General features: G+C 60.8%; 16 protein-coding genes. 7 read left to right on the top strand and 9 right to left on the bottom strand.

Features of this window, described 5'->3' with window-relative positions; genetic code table 11:
* Window positions 1-120 precede the first annotated feature (120 nt).
* Together MUN80_RS23470 and MUN80_RS23465 are read left to right on the top strand one after the other, a co-directional pair.
* Entirely contained in the window at window positions 121-924 is an 804-nt protein-coding gene (locus tag MUN80_RS23470) for a penicillin-binding transpeptidase domain-containing protein (protein ID WP_244716922.1), read from the top strand.
* A 28-nt stretch (window positions 925-952) separates the two neighbouring features.
* Complete coding sequence (locus MUN80_RS23465; protein WP_244716920.1) at window positions 953-1,405, top strand: hypothetical protein; 453 nt, start codon at window positions 953-955, stop codon at window positions 1,403-1,405.
* 83 nt (window positions 1,406-1,488) lie between these two features.
* Here the strand turns inward: MUN80_RS23465 and MUN80_RS23460 are convergent, their stop codons facing one another.
* Window positions 1,489-4,494 (bottom strand): TIM-barrel domain-containing protein, encoded by a 3,006-nt coding sequence (locus MUN80_RS23460; protein ID WP_244716918.1) that lies wholly within the window; start codon window positions 4,492-4,494, stop codon window positions 1,489-1,491.
* Between the two features lie 120 nt (window positions 4,495-4,614).
* On the opposite strand from MUN80_RS23460, the gene MUN80_RS23455 reads away from it, so the two are divergent.
* Window positions 4,615-5,004: a hypothetical protein gene (locus MUN80_RS23455; RefSeq protein WP_244716916.1), complete on the top strand. Its 390-nt coding sequence runs from the start codon at window positions 4,615-4,617 to the stop codon at window positions 5,002-5,004.
* 39 nt (window positions 5,005-5,043) lie between these two features.
* Window positions 5,044-5,397 carry a hypothetical protein gene (locus MUN80_RS23450; RefSeq protein ID WP_244716914.1) on the top strand — a complete coding sequence of 118 codons (354 nt, stop codon included), beginning with the start codon at window positions 5,044-5,046 and terminating at the stop codon, window positions 5,395-5,397.
* Between the two features lie 235 nt (window positions 5,398-5,632).
* On the opposite strand, the gene ggt is transcribed toward MUN80_RS23450, so the two are convergent.
* Both ggt and MUN80_RS23440 read right to left on the bottom strand, forming a co-directional pair.
* Complete coding sequence (gene ggt / locus MUN80_RS23445) at window positions 5,633-7,429, bottom strand: gamma-glutamyltransferase (RefSeq protein ID WP_244716912.1); 1,797 nt, start codon at window positions 7,427-7,429, stop codon at window positions 5,633-5,635.
* Window positions 7,430-7,537: 108 nt separating this feature from the next.
* The gene (locus MUN80_RS23440; protein ID WP_244716910.1) at window positions 7,538-8,317 is read right to left on the bottom strand and encodes a hypothetical protein; all 780 of its coding nucleotides are present in this window, start codon (window positions 8,315-8,317) and stop codon (window positions 7,538-7,540) included.
* Between the two features lie 300 nt (window positions 8,318-8,617).
* Between MUN80_RS23440 and MUN80_RS23435 the strand changes: the two genes are divergently transcribed.
* Window positions 8,618-10,660: an alpha-amylase family glycosyl hydrolase gene (locus MUN80_RS23435; protein WP_244716908.1), complete on the top strand. Its 2,043-nt coding sequence runs from the start codon at window positions 8,618-8,620 to the stop codon at window positions 10,658-10,660.
* A gap of 78 nt (window positions 10,661-10,738) precedes the next feature.
* Here the strand turns inward: MUN80_RS23435 and MUN80_RS23430 are convergent, their stop codons facing one another.
* The gene (locus MUN80_RS23430; RefSeq protein ID WP_244716906.1) at window positions 10,739-11,212 is read right to left on the bottom strand and encodes a YdeI/OmpD-associated family protein; all 474 of its coding nucleotides are present in this window, start codon (window positions 11,210-11,212) and stop codon (window positions 10,739-10,741) included.
* Between the two features lie 29 nt (window positions 11,213-11,241).
* On the bottom strand, window positions 11,242-12,300 hold the full coding sequence (locus tag MUN80_RS23425) for a glycosyltransferase (protein WP_244716904.1): 1,059 nt from the start codon (window positions 12,298-12,300) through the stop codon (window positions 11,242-11,244).
* Window positions 12,301-12,491: 191 nt separating this feature from the next.
* On the opposite strand from MUN80_RS23425, the gene MUN80_RS23420 reads away from it, so the two are divergent.
* Window positions 12,492-14,933 carry a glycoside hydrolase family 31 protein gene (locus tag MUN80_RS23420; RefSeq protein WP_244716902.1) on the top strand — a complete coding sequence of 814 codons (2,442 nt, stop codon included), beginning with the start codon at window positions 12,492-12,494 and terminating at the stop codon, window positions 14,931-14,933.
* A gap of 978 nt (window positions 14,934-15,911) precedes the next feature.
* On the opposite strand, the gene MUN80_RS23415 is transcribed toward MUN80_RS23420, so the two are convergent.
* The 4 genes from MUN80_RS23415 to MUN80_RS23400 form a co-directional block, all read right to left on the bottom strand.
* Window positions 15,912-16,991, bottom strand: coding sequence for an esterase/lipase family protein (locus MUN80_RS23415; RefSeq protein WP_244716900.1), 1,080 nt, complete (start codon window positions 16,989-16,991; stop codon window positions 15,912-15,914).
* On the bottom strand, window positions 16,988-17,902 hold the full coding sequence (locus MUN80_RS23410) for a T9SS type A sorting domain-containing protein (RefSeq protein WP_244716898.1): 915 nt from the start codon (window positions 17,900-17,902) through the stop codon (window positions 16,988-16,990). Before MUN80_RS23410 ends, MUN80_RS23415 begins: the two co-directional genes overlap by 4 nt.
* A 136-nt stretch (window positions 17,903-18,038) precedes the next feature.
* The gene (locus MUN80_RS23405) at window positions 18,039-18,887 is read right to left on the bottom strand and encodes a rhomboid family intramembrane serine protease (RefSeq protein WP_244716896.1); all 849 of its coding nucleotides are present in this window, start codon (window positions 18,885-18,887) and stop codon (window positions 18,039-18,041) included.
* 46 nt (window positions 18,888-18,933) lie between these two features.
* Complete coding sequence (locus MUN80_RS23400) at window positions 18,934-20,025, bottom strand: porin family protein (RefSeq protein WP_244716894.1); 1,092 nt, start codon at window positions 20,023-20,025, stop codon at window positions 18,934-18,936.
* 156 nt (window positions 20,026-20,181) lie between these two features.
* Between MUN80_RS23400 and MUN80_RS23395 the strand changes: the two genes are divergently transcribed.
* Window positions 20,182-20,490: a hypothetical protein gene (locus tag MUN80_RS23395; protein ID WP_244716892.1), complete on the top strand. Its 309-nt coding sequence runs from the start codon at window positions 20,182-20,184 to the stop codon at window positions 20,488-20,490.
* The last annotated feature ends 41 nt before the right edge of the window (window positions 20,491-20,531 follow it).

The following is a 20,531-nucleotide window of genomic DNA, read 5'->3' as shown; positions in this document are numbered from 1 at the left end:
CTATTCCGGCTAAGCTCAACAACATTTGGGCCGGGGCCGGTAATTGCTGAATTTGGGCACAAAGCTTGCCAGGGCGCTGCTTCTGCCCGTGTGGCATCATCCCTTTCAGCCTGTTGCCTGATGCGTTTTCTGGCCCTGTTTCTTGTGTTGCTCAGCGGCTTCGGTGCCCGCGGGCAGGCGCTTACCGAGCGTGATTTCAAAAAGTACTTCGACAGCTACGGCCTGCGAGGCTCCTTTTTGCTCTACGACCAGAAAGCCAACCGCTACACCGCCTTCGACGTGGCCCGCTGCAACCAGGGCTATTTGCCGGGTGCCACGTTCAACATTCCCAACGTCCTGATTGGCCTCGAAACCGGTGCCCTGCCCGATACCAGCCACGTTTTTGCCTGGGACCAGGTAAAGCGCGACAACCCGGCCTGGAACCAGGACCTGCGCCTGCGCGCCGCCCTGCGCCGCGACTGCCAGCCTTGCATGCAGCAGATTGCCCAGGAAGTAGGCGTACCCCGCTACCAGCAGAGCTTGCTGCGGCTGAAGTTTGGGCAGATGGTGGTGACGCCCGAGGTGCTCCAAACCTTCTGGATGGGTGGTATTTCGCGCATTTCCCAGTTTCAGATGGTGACTTTTCTGCGCCACCTCTACGCCGAGAAACTCCCGCCCGCCCCCCGCAACCAGGCCCTGACCAAGCAGCTATTCTTGCTGAAATCAACGCCCCAGTACAAGCTCTACGGGGCCAGCGGCTGGACCCAGCGCGCCAAGCTCACCAACGGCTGGTTTGTGGGCTGGCTGGAGCAGGCCGGCAACGTGTATATGTTTGCCCTGAACGCCGAGCCCAAGGATGGCAAGCCCGCCGACGAGAAATTCATAACCGGCCGCCAGGCCATTGCCGAGCAGATTTTACAGGAACTGGCCATTTTGCCCAATTAAGGGCCGGAACCAAACTACCCTCGCGCCCATGAAATGGAACGTCAAGGAATGGCTGCGACGCTACGGCTCGGCCGAGGTACTGTCGGTGCTGGCCACGCTGGGTGGCGCGTTCTTGGCGTTTGAACTTACCCGCAATTCCGTTAGCACGGCGCTAGCGGGCACCTGGGCCGGCAACGTAGCCTATTTCGGTTACATCCTGGCGCTGGATATCGGGCAGACGCGCCGGCAATTGCACGCGGCAGGTCAGGCCTATACTTTTCGCACCTTGCTGCGCAACCTGCGGGCCCTGGTCGTGGAATTCGGCCTGGCTGAAGTCTTCGACAGTTTTCTGGTGCGCCCGGCCTTGATGTACTACCTGCCCAAAGCCGTGGGCAATCTGGCGGGCGGCATTTTGCTGGCTAAGATCCTGGCCGATGTCACCTTCTACATCCCGGCCATTGTGAGCTACGAGCTCAGTAAAAAGCGCCTGCGTAGGTTTTAGTTGTTAGTTGTCCGTTGTTAGGTTGTTCTGTTGACTTCTAAACGAACAACTTAACAACGGGCAACTAGCAACTAACAACTAGCTTATTCCCGCAGTAGCACCAGACGTTGGTGCTGGTCTAATAATTGGGCTGTGTAGATGCCGCCGGGTAGCGGCTGGCCCTGGTCGTCATTTCCATTCCACATGACGGTATGAGGTCCCGAGGCTTGCTCCCCAGGCACGAACGTGCGTACAATCCGGCCCGCGGCGTCGCGGATTTGCAGCGGATAACTCCCGGGAGCGTGCAGGGTATAGCGCAATTCCGTACGGTCGCCAAAGGTTCTGTTGCTGGGTGCTTCCAATGTTAGCAGCTCGGGGGCGGGGCTCGCTAGCTGCTGATTGAGCGCCAAGCCCTGAATGGTGACGCGCACAGGCTTTTCGTCCAGTAGGAAGTGCACTAGCAGCATCTGCGTAGCGGTGTTGTACTGCCAGTCGGTAGCGGGCACGGTTTGGTTGTCGATGAGCACTGCCGTGGGCGCGGCCATTACCCGCGGTATTTCTAGGTTGATGGTACGCCACACCGGACTGCCGGCGTAGCCTTTGCCGCTAAGGGCTACCCGAATGCCGGCCTGCCGGCCACGCAGGGTGCCCCAAAACGTAAGCAGGTCGTAGGTGTCGTGCACGGCCGACTGCGTGGTTTTGCCGTCGTCATCGTAGAGTGTGAAGCTCGATTCGGGTACAGACAGGTCGGCGTAGTAGCGCACGTTTAGCGTGTCGGTGCGGTAGTGGGCGGTGGTGGGCACGTAGGGTGCCCGGGGCACAAAGGCCCCGGCCCGCACCAGCAGCGGCACTTGGGCCAGCGGAGCCGCCACGCCCACAGTTTGGTTGCCATTGAAGACTTGGTGGGAGTAAAAGTCAATCCAACGGCCCGGGGGTAGTACCACGTTGCGCCGGCGCTGCCCGGGCTGCAGCACCGGCGCCACCAGCAAGTTGGAGCCCAGCAGAAACTGGTCGTTGACGTTGGTCAGGGCCGCGGTGTTATTGGCGGCAAATTCCTTCGTTTGCTTTTTGGCCAGGCGGTCAGCTCCCCAGCCGGTGGAGGCCCGGGTGTTCCACGTCCAGGTTGGTATGGCCAGGTCAATTTCTTCCGGTAAGTTTTCCTTTTCGTTTTCCGAAACCAGGTCGAACAAGGATTGCGGGTCGAGGGCTGTGGGGCCGTAGTTCATGGGCCGGGCCAGGGGCGAGCCGGTTTCCGAGTTTTCCCAGGCCAGGGTATAGAGGTAGGGCAGCAGCTCGTAGCGCAAGTGGGCATAGCGGCGCACGATGCTCTGGTAAGGCTCCGGGTACCAGTAGGGTTCGGGCGCTACTACGCCGTGGGGCCGCATAACGGGGCCGAAACTGGCCATCTGTAGCCAGCGTGTATACAGTTCCGGGTCGGTGTTGGACCCGGCAAACCCGCCCGCATCGGAGTGCATGTAGCCCACGCCGCCCAACCCCATGCTGAGCATAATGGGCACCTGGGCCTGCAAACCCGACCACGACCGGCTCACGTCGCCCGACCACGGAAAAACGGAGTGGCGCTGCATGCCCGCCCAGCCCGAGCGGGCCAAATTGAAGAGGCGCTCCTGGGGGTAATTCCGGATGTAGCCTTCGTGCAGAATACTGGCCCAGGCCTGCCCGTAGGCGTTGTGAATGCGGCGCGTCGGGCCCAGGTCATAGACCATGTCAGTAGGCTGGTTTTCGGGTTCGCCCAGGTCGCTCCACCAGCCGCCCACGCCGTCTTGCTTCAGCCTATCGTACTGCTGCCAGAGCCACTGGCGCGCCGCGGGCCGAAACATATCCAGTAGGGTAGCTGGCCCTGCCCAGAACGAACTAACGGTATAAGGCTTACCGCTCTGGTCCCGCCCCACCAAGTCCTGGCTGCGCACCAGGGAGTCGTTGAGGGAGGTGCGCATCACGTAGGGCTCCGAAATCAGGATGGTTTTGACGCCGCTGGAGTCGAGGCGGCTCATCAGGCGCTTAGGGTCGGGAAACTGCTGGGGCTGCCAGCGGAAGTCGCCTTGCCGGGTGGTGCCCCCAAACCAGTACAGGTCTAGCACCAGGGCATCGAGCGGGAAACCGGCCTGGCGCATGCGGCGGGCCGTCTGGAGCATTTCCTGCTCGGTTTTGTAGCCGAAGCGGCTTTGAATCAGGCCCAGGCCCCAGCGCGGCGGTAGCGGCTGCTTGCCGGTAAGCATGGTGTAGCGGTCCAGAATTTCGGCGTAGGAACGGCCGGCAATCAGGAAGTAGGACAGACTACCCAGGTTTTCGGCGCGATACTCCAGCGTATTTTTCTCGGTAGCGCCCAAATCGAGCACTGCGGGGGCGTGGTTGTCAAAAAATAGCATGTAGCCCCGGCTGCTGACCACCGTGGGCAAAGTCACGTTCAGCGTGAATTCTCCGTTTTGGTAGCCGTAGTGAGCCTCGTTGTAGAGGGTAAGCTTACGGCCGCGTCGGTCGAGGGGCAGGGCCCGGGAGCCGGTGCCGTAAAGGTGCTCCTCGGGTGCCAAACGAAATGAAACCCTCATTCCGGCTTCCGGACTACCGGAAGCCGCCAGCTGCTGAAACGAGCCAGCGGCCTCCGAGACCAACGCCTCAGGGCCGTGGCGGTAACTGATGCCCAGTGGTTTTTTTTGAACAATAATAGTCAGATCAGAGTCCCGGCGGTAGGGCTGCCATTCAATGCGGGAGCCTCGGTCCTGATACAGCTGCGTAGCTGGCTCCGGCCATAGGGCTGCCCGTTCCAGCCCGGGATACGGCGACTCCTGCACCACGCTAACCGAGGCTGGTGGGCGCACCGGCTGCCCGGCTGGGTAGTATTCCACGCGGACTACCCCAGCCCCGTAGGGTTGAACTCGTAGCGTGCCGCCCGTGGTGGTAAGAATGGTCAGCATACCATCCCGGTACCCCACGCCTTTCAAATTGCCCAGGCCGCGAGTGGGTAACGGCGCTGGGGGGTGGGCAAACGGTTCCTGGCTGGGCGGCCCGCCGCCTTCACGCTGCGCTACGCCGGGCAAAGAAGACAGGAAAAGGCCCAGCAGGACCCCGGCACGGCAAAAAGACGAATGCATAACGGCAGAGCAAATGAAGCCGCCAAGATACGCCGTTGGGTAAAGCTCGCCCAAGCCCCCGCAGCAACGACGTGCGCGCCCGGCCCGTACAGAAAAGCTCAACCCCCAATTCCTACGACCATGGCCCTTTCCTCCGACAACCTCAACGACCACCTCTATTCCACCAACCTCTCGTTGAGCGACCTGTTCAACAACCACACCTTTGCCCACGACCCCAGCGGCCTGATTCCGATTCTGGACAGCTGGGGCCCGCAGCTGCAAAACTCCAACAGCGCCGTGCTGCAAGCCGCCGCCGGGGAGCTGGGCCAGCTGAAAGGCTACCTGCAAAACGGCGACCGGGCCGGAGCTGCCGCCCTGATGCAGCGCCTGGGCGAGCAGGCTTCCCGCGCCGCCAGCAACACCCACGACTGGGCCGGACCCCACCTGCACAACGGCATCGGCGACCAGCTGCGCCACCTGGGCCAGCTGCTGATTATGGCCGCCGGCAACCTTAAGTCGCTAGTAGCCTAGCGGCCGCTTACCTCACTCTTTCCACCAAAACCCTACCGCATGGCCACGCCAACTGATAACCCCGAAAACCACCTCAACGCCGCCATCAACGTCCTCAACGGCAATATTCAGGAAGCCAGCACCGAGGGCCTAAGCAATATTCAGGACTGGATTCGTACCCTGAGCCACAGCGGGGAAGCCGTGCACTCGGAAATACTCCAGGAGTTGCGCAGCCTGCAGCAGCACATCAACAACAACGACGTGGACAGCATCGGCAGCTCCCTGTTTACCCTGGGTGAGCAGGTCACCGGCGCCGCCGACTCCCAGACCGAATCCATTGCCACCCGCCTCAACCTGCTGGGGCAGGCCCTGGCCAACGCCGCCCGCCAGCTCAAGCCCGCTGACCAGGCGTAGTTCTGAAGCTACTCCCTGGGTGTGTCATCCTGAGCAGAGCGAAGAACCTTTCAGCCTCAATGACAAGGCTCCATAAACGCAAAAGCCCTTTACCAGCTGCTGGTAAAGGGCTTTTTTACGTTGGTAGTAGAAGCAGTGGGGTAGGTGAGGAAGCTCCTTTAGCTGCGCCTCAGGATGACAGAGGAGAGAAACGGACAGAACGACAACTCACCATTTCACTAATTCACAATTTCACTTAATACCCCAGGGCCGTATCGTCGCCGCGGGGGTCGGCACCGCCTTCGAGGTGGCCGTTGGGCAGAATGCGGATGGCGTCAATGCGGCCCCAGGCGCCGCGCGGGTGCAAGGTGTAGCCGCGCCGTTGCAGCGAATCCGTGGTGGCCGGCGTCAGGGCATCCTGCTCTACGTCAATGTAGTCGGGTAGCCACTGGTGGTGCAGGCGGGGCACGCTCACGGCCTGCTGCATGCTCATGTCGTAGTCGATGACGTGCAGAATGGCTTGCAGCACACTGGTAATAATGGTGCTGCCGCCGGGCGTGCCTACTACTAGTTGCAGCTTGCCGTTGCGCGAGAGAATAGCCGGCGTCATCGAGGACAGCATCCGTTTGCCCGGCGTAATAGCGTTGGCCGTGCCGCCTACCAGCCCGTAGGCGTTGGGTACGCCGGCCTTCGAGGAGAAGTCATCCATTTCATTGTTGAGCAGAAAGCCCGCCCCGGCCACCACCACTTTGCTGCCGTAGGCCCCGTTGAGCGTGGTCGTGCAGCTCACCGCATTGCCCTGGGCGTCCACGATGCTGTAGTGGGTGGTCTGGTCACTCTCGTAGGCGGGCAGGCCAGGGCCAGCGGTTAGGGCTTTGCTGGGCGTGGCGCGGTGGGGCAGGGTAGAAGCCATACGCTGGGTATTGTAGCTTTTATCGAGCAACCGCGCCACCGGCACTCGGCCAAAATCCGGGTCGCCGAGGTAGGTAGCGCGGTCGGCATACACGCGGCGCTGGGCTTCGGTCATCCAGTGCGTGGCCTGGGGCGAGTGCCAGCCGGCTTTTTTCAGGTTGTAGGGTTCCAGCATCTGCAGCATTTGCAGCAAGGCCACCCCGCCCGAGCTGGGCGGCGGAAACGTCAGCACGTCGTAGCCTCGGTACCGGCCGTGCAACGGGGTGCGCCACTTGGGCTGGTAGCTCTTGAGGTCTTCCTTCGTAATAATTCCTCTGCCCCGCAGCATTTCGGCTACCAGCAATTCGGCCGTCTCGCCCTCGTAAAAACCGGCCCGGCCCTTGCTCCGGATGCGGCTTAGCGTCTGGGCCAGCTCGGCATAGTGGATAGTGTCGCCGGGCTGCCAGGTGCGGCCTGGCTGTTTGTATGGGTTAGCCGGATAATTCCTTTGAGGCAGTACTTCCCCGCTAATTGAGCCGTTGGCTTCCCTCGTAAGGTGCTGAAATGCTGGGGATGTCACAATCGGGGTTGTAATAAACTGGGTGCCGTTGAGGCCCGCTGCTTCTTTGGGAGTCAGCACTACGCCTTTTCTGGCCAAATCCACGGCGGGCTGCACCACTTCGGCCCAGCTAAGCTTACCCAGTTTCTGGTGCAGAGCCACCATGCCGGCCACGGTGCCGGGCACACCCACGGCCAGGTGGCCCGCCGTGCTCAGATCCGGCACCACGTTGCCCTGCTTATCCAGGTACATGTCGCGGGAGGCGGCGGCGGGGGCCGTTTCCCGGAAATCCAGGGCGCCTTCCTGCCCGTCGGCGCCGCGGTACAGCAGAAACCCGCCCCCGCCAATATTACCCGCTACCGGCAAGGCCACGGCCAGGGCAAACTGCACCGCTACGGCCGCGTCGTAGGCATTGCCGCCTTTTTGCAGAATTTCCAGCCCGATGCGCGAGGCGGCCGGGTGAGCCGAAACGACCATAGCCTTGGCCGCCGTTACGCCCAGGGCTTGGGGCGCCGGGGTAGTAGAAGCAGTAGTTGTGGGGGCAGAGGCTCGGGAGCAGGACAGCAGCGCCGCCAGGGCGAGCAGGGAAAGGCGAGAGTTCATCTGGTGAAGATAGAACTGTCGGCGGCAAAAAACGCGGCTTGGCCCGCGTACTACCAGCAATACGTCGGTCTTCTCCCCAGGACTTCTGCTGCCGCCCAAAGCAGTTCGTTAGGTAGGCAGGCCCAGCAAGTAGAGCTTGTTGCCCCGGCCCGTAATCCGGCCTTTTTCCCAGGTGTAGCCTTCGGTTTCGAGGCCGGCCAGCAACTCGTCCATATCCTGCAGAGTGTAGGTGCGGACGTTGGAAACAGCTCCATCCCAGGCAAAGCACAGCGGAATAATTGGAAGTAGGTAGGTAAAGACCAGCTGCCGCCACGTGAGGGGCCGGGCAAAGGGCGTGAGGAAAAAGGCCATTAGAAAGATGAGCGGCAGAGAAACCCACCAGATGGCCGTGGGCAGGCTGTTGTCGCTCATTTCATAGATGCAGATGGGCTGCCGACTGTCGCGGGCGTTTTGCAGAATAGCCCGGGCCAGCGCCGGCCGCATGTGGTGGAAGCTGCCCGTCATGGTCCGTACGCCAGGCAAGTCGGCTCCCACGCGGCTGGCGTCCACGGGCGTAGTGCGGTAGGAAAGGCTGGGCGTATTGGCGCTGTTTAGTGCGGCAGCAACTTCGGCGTTGGGATACAAGTCAGTCAGCACCAGGGTCAGGTACGGACTGCCCGATTGCCGCAGGTTTGCCAACACCTCCAGCATAGGGCCGCCACTGCCCGAGCAGAGGTCTACAAGGGCTGGCTGGCGGCTGTGGGCCAAGGCCTGGGCCACGAGTTTGGTTAGCTCCTCGGGTGAGCCAAGGGCGCGGTGCATCACCACCATCAGCCGGGTGAGGCAGGTGCGCAGCCAACCGGGAAACCAGGCAAAGTCCTCCAGTTCAAACAGGTGTATTCTTTTCATCGGGCGCGGGACTGGTTAAGCGGCGAATATAGCCCCGCAGTACTATTTGCCCCGGCTATATCGTCCGCTGGTGGCAGGCCGGGTACTTCGGCTTGTTGTCTATTCTTTACTTTTATAGAATAACCAACAAGAAGGCCGAGCAGGTGCTGGCTATAGGCTCGCCCCAGCAGCCGGGTGTAAGCAGTAAAAAAGGCCGTGAGGGCGGGCATTAAAACCAGAACCCGCGTAGTGCTACCTTGCGTCGGCCCAGCCATTCCTAAGCCGGGAATCGTAGATTTGGCTTCAACCTCTCCCGTTGCTATGGAATCCTCTGCCTCGACGCTGGCCCCCGAGCCCCAACTGCCCCTGGTGCAAAATGACCCTTGGCTGGCTCCCTACGAACCTATATTGCAGGCCCGGCGGCAGCGCCTGGAGCAGCGCCTGGCCGATATTACCGCCCAGTGCGGCTCGTTGGCCAAATTTGCCACCGCCCACCAGCGCCTGGGCCTCACCTACGACGGCCGCCGCCGCGGCTACTGGTTCCGGGAATGGGCCCCGGCCGCTACTTACCTGTCCCTGATTGGCGACTTCAACCAGTGGGACCGGGGCGCCACCCCCTTGCAGCAGGGCCCCGACGGCGTCTGGGAAACGTTTCTGGCCGACAAGGACTATGCCGGCCGCCTGACTCACGGCAGCCGCTTCAAGGTGCACGTGGGGGCTGCTAACGGGGGCAAGGACCGGCTGCCGGCCACCCTGCGCCGCGCCGTGCAAGACGACGATACCAAGGACTTTTCCGGCCAAGTGTGGCGCCCGGAAGCCCCGTTTGCCTGGACCGACCAGAAATTCCGTATTCAGAATTACGTCCGGGAGCCGTTTATCTACGAAGCCCATGTGGGCATGGCCACTGAGGAGCACCGCCTGGGCACCTACCGCGAGTTTGCCGAGAAAGTGCTGCCGCGGGTGCAGGAGTTGGGCTACAACTGCGTGCAGCTGATGGCCGTCATGGAGCACCCTTATTATGGCTCCTTCGGCTACCACGTCGCCAATTTTTTTGCTGCCTCGTCCCGCTTCGGCACGCCCGAAGACCTCAAGCACCTGATTAATGAGGCCCACAACCGGGGTATTGCCGTGCTGCTCGACGTGGTGCATTCTCACGCCGTGAAAAACGAAGCCGAGGGCCTGGCCAACTTCGACGGCTCGGGTGGGCAGTATTTCCACGAAGGCGAGCGGGGCAACCACCCCGGCTGGGACTCCAAGCTGTTCAATTACAGCAAGCCTGAGGTCCAGCAGTTCTTATTGAGTAACCTGCGCTACTGGCTTGAGGAATTCCACTTCGACGGCTTCCGCTTCGACGGGGTGACCAGCATGCTCTACCACCACCACGGTGAGGGCGTGGCCTTCGGTAGCTACGACCAGTACTTCGGCCCCGACGTGGACGAGGACGCGGTTTTGTACCTGCAACTAGCCACCACGCTGGTCCACGAACTCAAGCGCGGCGCCTTGCTCATAGCCGAAGACATGAGCGGCATGCCCGGCCTCTGCCGCCCGATTCACGAAGGTGGCATCGGCTTCGACTACCGCCTGGGCATGGGCATTCCCGATTACTGGATTAAGCTGCTCAAGCACAAGCGCGACGAAGACTGGAACCTGGGCGAGCTGTGGTACACACTTACCAACCGCCGCCTGGGCGAGAAAACCGTAGCCTACGCCGAAAGCCACGACCAGGCCCTGGTTGGCGACAAAACGCTGGCCCACTGGCTTATGGACGCGGCCGTGTACCATAACATGCACCGCGACGACCCCAGCGACATTGTGGCCCGGGGCCTAGCTTTGCACAAGATGATCCGGCTGCTGACTCTGGCTTTGGGCGGGGAGGCGTATCTGAACTTTATCGGCAACGAATTTGGTCACCCCGAGTGGGTCGACTTCCCGCGGCAGGGCAACGACTGGAGCTACCAGCACGCCCGCCGCCAATGGTCGTTGGCCGACAACCCCGACCTGAAATACCAGTACTTCCAGGCCTTCGATAAAGCCATGGTCACCACGGCCCGACAACGCCGGCTCTTGTCGGCTCCGCCGGCCAAGGAACTCAACCAGGACAACACCAACCAGGTCCTGATTTTCGAGCGGGCCGGCCTGATTTTCATCTTCAACTTCCACGTGAGCAGCAGCATCTTCGACTACCGCTTTTTCGTGCCCCAGCCCGGCCGCTACCGCATCATCCTCACCTCCGACGCGGCTCAGTTCGGCGGCTTCCAGCGCGTCGACGACTCGCTTATCTACGAAACCTTCCGGGAGGACGAGGTCAACAAGCTGAGTCTGTACGTAACGAACCGCACAGCCCTGGTGCTGGCCAAAGTGTAGTCCGGAGGCTATTACCACTAAAAAACAAGCAAGGCCGTCACGCGTGACGGCCTTGCTTGTTAGCTTGTAGCAAGCTTTTTAGTTTAGCTTTTTACCCGCGCTAATCAGCTCCACCGACTCCTTGATACGGCGCATCCGGGTTTCGGGCTTCTTGGCGCGCTCAATCCACTGCACGTACTCGCGGCGGTAGGGGTAGGGCAGCTGGTCGAACTTGGGCCGGTAGCCCGACTGCGACAGGGCCCGGGCCAGGTCTTCGGGCAGCTCAAACGAGGCTTCCTCGGTGTCGAGTTGAATGACCACATCCACTGGTAGGCCCCAGGTTTTGTCGATGGCCCGACGAATCTGCTTGCCCACGGGCAGCATGTACTCGCCGTCCTTGTTCTGCACCAGCGTCAGCCGGAATGGAAACCCGTCGATGGTGCCGCGCACGTGAAACGGGGGTTTCTGCTGAAACGTCTCGCCGGGGGCAAACGGAATTAGGATCTGTACGCCACCGTCAGTGTCGTCGAGCTCCAGAGTGGCGGTAAAGCGTTGTTCGAAAGATTCGGACATGAAAAAGGGAATAAGGTGGACCAAGTCGGTTAGGAGCGGGGCTTCACCTGGGTCAATGCGTCGTTAAGCGCCACCGTATCGTCGGCGGCTACTACCCGGATTCGGGCCGCGGGAATGTTGTAAAAGGACGTCAGGCGCTGGGCCAGCGCGTCGGTATTGGCCAGCACCAGGTCGGCCCGGCGCAAAGCTAAGCGTTCCAGCTCCAGAATCCAGCCCCGGTCGGCCGGCGAGTCCCGGTCGGCGGCCAACGTTTGCACGTGCAGCACCAGGGGCCGACCCGTGAGTTGCCGGATTTCCAGGGCCGCCAACCAGGCGTGCCAGTCGGCCGCGTATACTACCCCAAACGGCTGACTCCCGGCCAGGGGAGTGGCAAACCGGGCGTACTGAATTACCCGAAAGTTGAGGTCGGCGCCGTCTTCGGCATTGTCCAGCGCTTTGAGGGCCTGCACAAATGAAGCCTGAGCCGCCGTTTTTTCGGCGGCCGGGGTGGCTGCTACGGGCTGCTGGCTGGGCGTTACGGGAGCTGTATCTTCCTGTGTAGCTAGCAGCGTCAGGTTGTCGGCAGCTTGGTCAAGCGCGGCGGCTTCTTCGGGGCCCAGCTCGCTCGTAGCCTCGGCAAAGATATCCTCATTCAGCAGGCTCTGCTGGGAAGTAAGAGCCGCGGTAGGAGCTGGTGGAGTAGGGCTGGGGAGTGCCGTTCCCTGTACCACTGCCAAAGCAGGGGTAGAGGCCGTACCCTGCAAGGCAGCCACCGTAGCGGCAGATTCGGGGTTAGCTGATTCCGGGGCAACCGATTGCACGCTGGCCCCGACGTAAGGCGCGGCTGGCGCCTGCCAGGAGCCCGGCAACGCCGACCGCCGCGCGGTAGCGGCAGTGGCTAGCTGGGCCGCACTCAACAGATTCAGGCGAATAACCTGGTCGGCCGAAGTCAGCGCGGCGGCGTTGGGCAGTTGGGGCACGATAACCGATACGGGCCCGTATTCGGCCAGCTGACGCGACAAATCCAGGGCCGGCGAGGTAGGAGGTGCGGCCGCCTGCGCCGCCTCATCCCAGCCCAGCAGTAACACGTTGAGAGGATGATGTTCCATAAGTAGCAGGCGGTAGCGGCGAAAGAGAAGCGAAAGAAAAAGGGCCTGGTAGCCCTCTAATACGGTTTCAACGGTTGAGACGCTAATGTTAGGCAAATTTCGTGGGAATCATTTTTACCTTGCAGGCTTAATTGTTGCGCTTCCGGCCGGGCCGGAGTTTTTTTTGCCCACTTCTTCCAGACGACCCCTCGATGGCCGATTCGATTCAGGAAAATAACTACATGGTCAATGACTTGGCCGCCAAAGGGAAGCAAGAATTCTTCCCCGGCCAGGTTCTTTCCTGCTCCCAACAGGGCAGCGACTTCCTCTTTACCTGCGACAACGGCGTGCAACTTAGCGTGCAGGTCATTACCGACAAAATTCTGCGCTTCCGCTACGCCACTGAAGCCGGCTTCGCCGCCGACTTCAGCTACGCCGTGCCCGCCGACCAGCCCCGGGCCACGCTGGAGTTTCTGGAGTTTCGCGAGAAGCCCGACCACTACCGCATTACCACCGAGCGCCTGATCTGCACCATCAGCAAGCAGAACACCGCCGCCCGCCTTCTGGACCGCTCGGGCACGCTCTTGTCGGCCGACGAGAAGGGCTTCCACTGGGAGTACGACTACGAAACCGGCAACGACATTGTCAAGATGAGCAAGCAGGTGCAAAGCGGCGTACACTACTATGGCCTGGGCGACAAGCCTGACAACATGAACCTGCGCGGCAAGCGCTTCACCAACTGGGGCACCGACACCTACGGCTACACCAAGGGCTCTGACCCGCTCTATAAGAACATTCCGTTCTACCTGGAGCTGCAGCAGAAAATTGCCCACGGCATTTTCTTCGACAACACCTTCAAGGCCTCCTTCGACTTTGCCGCCGAGCGGGCCGACGTGACCAGCTTCTGGGCCATGGGCGGGGAAATGAACTACTACTTCATTTACGGCCCCACGCTCACCGAAGTCACCCAAGAATACACCCGCCTGACCTGCCCGCCCGAGCTGCCGCCTATGTGGGCCCTGGGCTACCACCAGTGCAAGTGGAGCTACTTTCCCGAAAGCACCTTCCGCGGCATCGCCAAGGGCTTCCGGGACCGGAAAATCCCCTGCGACGCGCTGTATCTGGACATCGACTACATGGACGGCTACCGGTGCTTTACCTGGAGCCCCACCCATTTCCCCGACCCCAAAAAGATGGTCAAGGAGCTGGCCGAGGACGGCTTCAAAACCATCGTCATTATCGACCCCGGCATCAAGATTGACCCTAACTACAGCGTCTACAAAGAAGGCCTCGAAAACGACTACTTCTGCCGCCGCGCCGACGGCCCCCTGATGAAGGGCTCGGTGTGGCCCGGCCTGTGCAACTTTCCCGACTACACCCGCCCCGACGTGCGCGAGTGGTGGGCGGGCCTGTTTAAAGGCCTGATTCAGGAAGACGGGGTGCGCGGGGTCTGGAACGACATGAACGAGCCGGCCGTGTTCGAGAAGGGCACTTTCCCCGACGACGTGCGCTTTAATTACGACGGGCACTCGGCTTCCCACAAAAAGGCCCACAACATCTACGGCATGCAGATGGCCCGGGCCACGGCCGCCGGCGTCAAGCAGTTTAGCTACCCCAACCGGCCCTTCACCATTACGCGCAGCACCTACGCCGGCGGGCAGCGCTACTCCTCGGCCTGGACCGGCGACAACATTGCCAGCTGGGAGCATTTATGGCTGGCCAACATTCAGTGCCAGCGCCTGAGCATCTCGGGCTTCAGCTTCGTGGGCTCCGACGTGGGCGGCTTCATCGATACTCCCGACGGCGAATTGTACGTGCGCTGGGTGGCCCTGGCGGCTTTCCACCCGTTCTTCCGCACTCACAGCTCCGGCGACCATGGCGACCAGGAGCCCTGGAGCTTCGGCGAGCAGTACCTGGATTTGGCCCGGAGCTTTATCGAGCTGCGCTACCGCCTGCTGCCCTACATGTACACCACGTTCTGGCAGTATGTACAAAACGGCACGCCCGTGCTGCGGCCCCTCACGTTCCTCGACCAGAACGACACGGAAACCTACCTGCGCATGGCCGAGTTCAGCCTCGGCGACCACCTGCTGGTTTGCCCCATCACCCAGGCCGGCGCCGACGGCCGCTGGATGTACCTGCCCCGCGGTGATTGGTTCTACTACTGGACCGACGAGGCCAAGGCCGGCGGGGCCGAAGTGTGGGCCAGCGCGCCCCTGGACCGGATTCCGCTGTTCGTGAAGGCCGGCGCAGTAATACCCATGTACCCGCTGATGCAGTACGTAGGCGAAAAAACGGTGGAAGAGCTGACCCTGCACGTGTACTATAAGCAGGGCTCGGAAACCAGCGTAGTCTACGACGACGGGGGCGAGGGCTACGGCTACCAGCAGGGCCAGAGCACCACGCGCCGCTTCACCGTGACGGGCACCGCCACTAGCCTGAGCATTACCCAGGCCACGGAAGGCGACTACCAGCCTAGTTTTACTACCTACCGCATCTTGCTGCACGGCCTGAGCTTCGCCGCTGCCCAAGCAACTCTGGATGGAGCCGACGCCGTGGTAACCGAAGAAACTACCGAAACCGGCCTCGTGCTGCCCGCCCTGACCATTAGCAGCGCCTTCACTACGCTCAGTCTGACTGGTAAGGCCAGCTAAGCATAGCATCAGAAGCACCCACAAAAGCCCCGGGCCGAATTCAACGGTCTGGGGCTTTTGTTTGCCTAACACCCGTAGCTCCCTGCCATCGGGGCGGTTTATCCTGCCAAAGCGGGTATTGGTGTAATAAATTTCAGGTGGCTGAAGGTAGATGCTATGTTTGTATCATCACAACGGAAATAGCAGCCGAAAAGAAGATTTAGTAGGTTCTATTAGTGGGTTAATTTACACTATCATTACTAAGTTGATTTTATATTATAAAAGCGTAGTTATTGTATGGTTTCTATTGCTTATATATTTTAGTTTAAATTAATTTTTAGATATAAATTTATTGTTAGTGTAAATAGATTATTTTATCAGGATTAGTTATTTTATGAAGGGCCGACTCGGGGTTATTCCGGGCCGGCCCTTCCTTTTGTATGAATATGGCAAACCAGAACTACGACCCGGCATCAACCAAGCGACATATTGGTACTAGGTGCCTAGGGAAGCAGAAACCAGGCTCTAATCATCTTTCTACATGTATGAAGGGCGGGTCTTCGCCTTAGCAAGCACCGGAGAAGTGGAAGTCACAGGGTCAAACCGGCTAAAGCAAGGCATATAGCCGCCCCAACGCCAGGTTGGTCCCTAGCAAATCCGGCTTGGTGTAATAAATTTCATTTCGCTTCGAGCCTAGTATATGTTTGTATCATCAGAAAGGCACTAAGTACTCAGCAATACACTAAGAACAGAGTAGCTATGAAAAAACGATACTGGAGCAGGGTTACGTCAATCATTAATAATGTATTTGATTTTATACTATTTGAGTTATAAGGTGCTATTATTATAGTGTAATTGTTATTCAATGTTTTATAATTATAGGTTGTTATTATTATTTAGTGGTTATTATTATCTATAAAAAAACAGCCCGGTCGATTTACGACTGGGCTGTTTTTTTATGGCCTGTTGTAGCTGTAGCTAGCTAAGGTATTACGCTGCTTAGAGTTGCTCACGCAGGTACTGATATACTTCCGGGTTCGATAGTAGGCCGGCGTGGCTTTGCTGGGCAAACACGCGGGTCTGTACCTGGGCCTCGGGCGGCAGGGCTGGGTCGCCGAATACCCGGCCCAGGGCACTGCCGGCGCCTACCAACCCGTCGCCGAAGTAATGGTGCAGGGCAGAAGTGGCCGTTTTGAGCAGGGAGCCTACCAATACATGATAACGCACCCTGGGTAGGGGTGGCACTACCGTGCGCGGCGGCATGAGCAGGTCATCAGCATGCGGATTCTGCCAGTCAGCATCCACCAGAAAAGCGTGGCGCAGGTCCTTGATGCCGTTGCTGCGCTGGTCCATGGCTTTGCTCAGAAAGCGGGTCGGGGCCACATTTATCTTGCGCAGCATCACGGAAGTTAGGTGGCTGTTCTGTTCCAGAAACGACCCGTCGTTGGGAACGCCCAGCAAAAACACCGACCGGAGCCGGCTCACCCACTCGGCCGGGGCTCCGGTAGCGGTGTGCGTACCATAGTAGCCCGCGCTCCGGATGACCAGGCCGCCCATAGAGTGGCCCACCAGCACCAGCTCGCCCACGCCCGAGGGGTGGGCCTGAACCAAGTCAGTGAGCAGGCTGGCCAGCAACTGCCCGTTTTGCGAGATGTGCAGGCCGCTGTTGTAGCGCACGTACAGGCAGCGCACGCCGGCTTCGCGCTGCAGCAACGGGCCGTAGCGGGGGGTATCCGGGGTGCCGGCCTGCCAGATCATTTCGTCGCCCATCAGGCCGTGCAAAAATACCACGGTGGTAAGCGGCGGGCCCGGCAGGTGCAGGTCGGCTACGGCTACATCGGCCCCGAGCTGCCGGAAGCTCATCTGAATGGCGCGGGCGTCGTGGCGGGCGGCCAACTGGTCGCCGATGGCGCCGTTGAGAATCGGGAGGGTAAAGTGGCGGTAGGCCTGCCCGGTGTGGTAGAGGTAATCGAGGCCTTGGGCCGGAAGCGAAACCGCCCTTCGGGCCGCCGCCGAAAATCGGCGCCAGCGCGAAGGGCGGTCGGAAGAATCACCGGAAGGTGAGGTTACATCGGTCACTGCAGCAAGAGTTTGTGTACTACCGGTCCTTCGGGCGTATCGAGGCGTAAGGTATACATACCTGCCCGCTGCCCGCGTAGGTCTACGGTGCGCTGGCCCGAAGCGTTGACGGGCGCTGCGGCACCACGCTGTACTACCCTGCCGGCTACGTCGGTTACGGTGTAGGCCGAGCGGGTCCAGCTGGCGTCGCGCGAGGTGCTGAGCGTAAACACGCCCGTGCTGGGGTTGGGCGAAACGGAAACAGCCGCGTTGCGGGCAGCATTTACCGTAGCCAGCGCCGTACCGGTCATTACCACGTCATCAATCAGCAGGGCGGTGCCCACCGTCGGCTCGTCCGAGGTGCCGGAGGCAAAAATGATGCGGATAGAATCGGGCGTCGCACTCGACTCGTATTCCAGCGGAACCGTTTCGAGGGTGTAGTTGGCTGCAGGAGCCAGCTCGGCGCCGCCAGCGGCCACAATCACCGTCTCGGTACCCGTCCAGCGGGTGAGAGCCACCTGAACGCCCGCTATTTCGGAAGCGGCTGTCGTCCCGGTCAGCTTATAGTGGAATTGCATGTTAGCCGGCCGTCCCGTGAAGGGAACACCGCCCGGGAGGTCGGCTTCCGGATCGGCATTGGTGCCGATGGCCAGCACGCCAGGGAAGGTAACACCTGGCAGGATGTAGGGTTTGTTTTCCAGCAAAGCTGCGTATTGTCCACCATTTTTGTCGCTAGAGCGGGTGACGGTGCCAGACGAAATTGGAAGGCCAAACGCGTCATCCAGTGTAACCCAGCCCACTGGGGCGAGGGTAGCGCCGCGGGTTTCCCAGTTTTCAAAGTTGCCGTTGGGCAGGGCCTGAGCCGAGGCCGCCGTCAGGGCGCCAGCGCTGGTCAGGGCCGTAAGAAGAAAGCGTAGAAAAGTTTTTTTCATAGCAGGTAAGGAAATGAGAGGTTGTAAAAAAGACTAAAGTTGTTTGGGACTAGATGAGGAAATAAGGCATAAGGTTGCCAAGGGCCCAAAGATAGGGCTCCCACAATATACGGTACAACCACATCTTCAGGGGGTGCTATTCCACGGGTTTATTCTTACGCGTAAAAGCCGCATAGATCAGCCCCAGCACGCTACCGGTGAGCAAGCCACCGAGGTGAGCCGCATTATCAGTGGGGCCGTTGCCTTCCAGCCCGGCCTGCAACTGACTTGGAACCAGGAGCAGAACAAGCCAGAGCAGGCCGTAGCGCTGCTGCCGGCTCTGGGGCACCGCCCCAGTGAGAGCCAGCGCCAAGAGTAAACCATACAGCCCAAAAATAGCCCCGGAAGCCCCTACCGAGTTGACGCCCAACTCGTGCCACAAGGCGCTGGCTAGGCTGCCGCCCACGCCGCTGGCCAGGTAGAGGAGCAGTAGGGCCCGCGGGCCAATAAGGGATTCGGTGAGGCGGCCCAGAAACAGCAGTGCCAGGCTATTGAGCAGCAAATGCGTCAGGCCGCCGTGTACGAAGCAGCTGGTCAGCAGACGCCAGGGCTGCTGGTGCAAACTCAGAGGGGAAAAGTTGGAACCCCAGCCAATCAGGTCGGTGGCCCGGGGCTGAAAGGCGTCCACACCGGCCCCGACCATCAGGCCAAACACCAGAAAGTTCAGCAGCAGCAGCAGCGGGGTAACGAAGTACGTGGCCGAGGGCCACAGCAGGCGGCCCAGCGTATCGGCAGCTAGCTGGTACCAAGGTTGCTCAAGTGTCGTCGGGGCGGGTGGCGCAAGGGGCTGAGTCAGCTCCGTGGGCACGAGGCCGCGCTGCTGCAGTTCCCGCACGGCGGCCTCGCCCAGGGCCGGGGGGTAGCGGCGGGCATTCTGGGCGAAGTACAGCAGTTCCGCGTCCGTTTTTTGGGCGAATAACTCCGCTAATGTTGACTCGGCTGCCATGGTGGTTCTGTAAAGCCGCAAGGCCGGAAAAAGTTTGCCCCGGCCCTTAGTCCTGGCTTTCGGCGGCCTCTTTGGTCACGACGACAACCGCGCCGGCGTGGGCCCGGGGCCCAAACGCGCGCATCGCCATGGCCCCGTCGAGCACCGTCACGCGCTGAATGTCGTCGGGGGCCAGGCGCGTAACCTGGGGCGGCGCTTCCCCGGTTTGCGGGTCGCTGGCTAGCAGCTCGCCATCCAGCACATATACCGGGTTGTGGCCGGGTCGCGTCGGGGGCAGTTCCGTCAGCAGCTTAACGGCCGGGGCCACTTTGGTGTGGGTTTTAGTGATGGTGCCGGGTGTCAGGCGCTGATCCAGCGGCACACCCAGCAGGGCCTGGCGCATATACAGAACCGAGTCGTTCATCAGCATGGAATATTCATTCAGCACCGGGGCCCCGGCCTGGAAGTCAGATAGTTGACAGGCCAGCGTAGTTGTGCGGATGATGGCCACACGCCGCATCTGGGCCAGCTCCCGCAGCATGGTAGGCTGCAGGCGGTGGCTATACACGAGCACGCTGGTTAGGCGCCGCCATTGGCCCTGATTCATAGCCACCTGGCCGGGGAAAGTGGCGTCTATTTTTTCCGCCACTACTTGGTCGAAGAGGTAGTTCGACTGGTTTTCTGCCTCCCAGAACCGGCGGGCCAAAATCAAAAATTTACGCTGAGCAGTGGTATCGGCCCGCTCGGCGGTGGGCAGGGTGGCTGTAAGCTTTTGCAGCTGGGCAGTGGTCAGCGTATCGAAGGACGGCAGCTGGTGCGTGGCTACCGAGGCCAGGGGCGCGGGCTGGGGTTTGGCCGTTACGACGGGCTTGGGCGTCGTCGTTGGCCAGAAAAACAAGCCCACTGCCGCGGCAACCAGGCCCGCGCCCAAAGCCGGCGCCAGCCAGCGGCGGGATGGGACTTCCACATAAGCCTGCTCCCCGGCCGGAGTAGTAGCCAGGGGAGGCGGGGCCACCGAGATGCCCCGGCGGCTAAGCTCATGGCGGGCCCGCACAATAAGATCGGCGTGGTAAAAGCCGGGATTCTGTACCAGGTACAGCAGTTCCGCGTTGGTTTTGGAAAGCAGGAAATCGGAACTCGGGGAAAGCGGGGCTGACATGCGCGAAGCTAAACTATACGGAGGCGTCTCAACCCGTAAGATGGGAAAAAGCGCAGGCAAATCCAGCGGACTCGTGTAAACCAGCCCGGCTGCCCGGCGTATAGACTAAGGCACGGCCCCCAAGGCGGTGCTTTGCCCACCTAGTCCCACCAGCTCATGCAAGATCCTCAGGAAATACCTGCCGACGGCCGCAACATTCAGCAGGCCAGCACGTCGCAGTCGGAGCAGCGCCAGCCCGAAGGCCGGCAAGCTACTGGCACCGAAGCCCTGCGCGGCAATAACGCCGACGACAACTCCGGCAGCGGCGGCACCGAAGGCGGCCACGAAATAAGCGGCAAGCGCGTAAGTACCGGCCCCAACTACGACCAGCCCGGCAACGCCGCCGACGGGGACGTGGGCGGCAGCTCCACCTCAACCGGCACCGGCGTATCGGGCGGCGAAACCGGCCAGGTCCCGCAGCTTTAATTTTAGTTGTCAGTTGTTGGTTGTCCGTTGTTAGAACGACC

The organism is Hymenobacter cellulosivorans, assembly GCF_022919135.1.
GTDB lineage: Bacteria > Bacteroidota > Bacteroidia > Cytophagales > Hymenobacteraceae > Hymenobacter > Hymenobacter cellulosivorans.
The sequence above is the reverse complement of the archived record's forward strand: the minus strand, read 5'-3'. Positions and strand labels throughout refer to the sequence as shown.

Excerpts from the sequence above, each read along its gene's own strand:
- MUN80_RS23470 (WP_244716922.1), top strand. The coding sequence starts at position 121 with ATGCGTTTTCTGGCCCTGTTTCTTGTGTTGCTCAGCGGCTTCGGTGCC.
- MUN80_RS23465 (WP_244716920.1), top strand. The coding sequence starts at position 953 with ATGAAATGGAACGTCAAGGAATGGCTGCGACGCTACGGCTCGGCCGAG.
- MUN80_RS23460 (WP_244716918.1), bottom strand. The coding sequence starts at position 4,494 with ATGCATTCGTCTTTTTGCCGTGCCGGGGTCCTGCTGGGCCTTTTCCTG.
- MUN80_RS23455 (WP_244716916.1), top strand. The coding sequence starts at position 4,615 with ATGGCCCTTTCCTCCGACAACCTCAACGACCACCTCTATTCCACCAAC.
- MUN80_RS23450 (WP_244716914.1), top strand. The coding sequence starts at position 5,044 with ATGGCCACGCCAACTGATAACCCCGAAAACCACCTCAACGCCGCCATC.
- ggt (WP_244716912.1), bottom strand. The coding sequence starts at position 7,429 with ATGAACTCTCGCCTTTCCCTGCTCGCCCTGGCGGCGCTGCTGTCCTGC.
- MUN80_RS23440 (WP_244716910.1), bottom strand. The coding sequence starts at position 8,317 with ATGAAAAGAATACACCTGTTTGAACTGGAGGACTTTGCCTGGTTTCCC.
- MUN80_RS23435 (WP_244716908.1), top strand. The coding sequence starts at position 8,618 with ATGGAATCCTCTGCCTCGACGCTGGCCCCCGAGCCCCAACTGCCCCTG.
- MUN80_RS23430 (WP_244716906.1), bottom strand. The coding sequence starts at position 11,212 with ATGTCCGAATCTTTCGAACAACGCTTTACCGCCACTCTGGAGCTCGAC.
- MUN80_RS23425 (WP_244716904.1), bottom strand. The coding sequence starts at position 12,300 with ATGGAACATCATCCTCTCAACGTGTTACTGCTGGGCTGGGATGAGGCG.
- MUN80_RS23420 (WP_244716902.1), top strand. The coding sequence starts at position 12,492 with ATGGCCGATTCGATTCAGGAAAATAACTACATGGTCAATGACTTGGCC.
- MUN80_RS23410 (WP_244716898.1), bottom strand. The coding sequence starts at position 17,902 with ATGAAAAAAACTTTTCTACGCTTTCTTCTTACGGCCCTGACCAGCGCT.
- MUN80_RS23405 (WP_244716896.1), bottom strand. The coding sequence starts at position 18,887 with ATGGCAGCCGAGTCAACATTAGCGGAGTTATTCGCCCAAAAAACGGAC.
- MUN80_RS23400 (WP_244716894.1), bottom strand. The coding sequence starts at position 20,025 with ATGTCAGCCCCGCTTTCCCCGAGTTCCGATTTCCTGCTTTCCAAAACC.
- MUN80_RS23395 (WP_244716892.1), top strand. The coding sequence starts at position 20,182 with ATGCAAGATCCTCAGGAAATACCTGCCGACGGCCGCAACATTCAGCAG.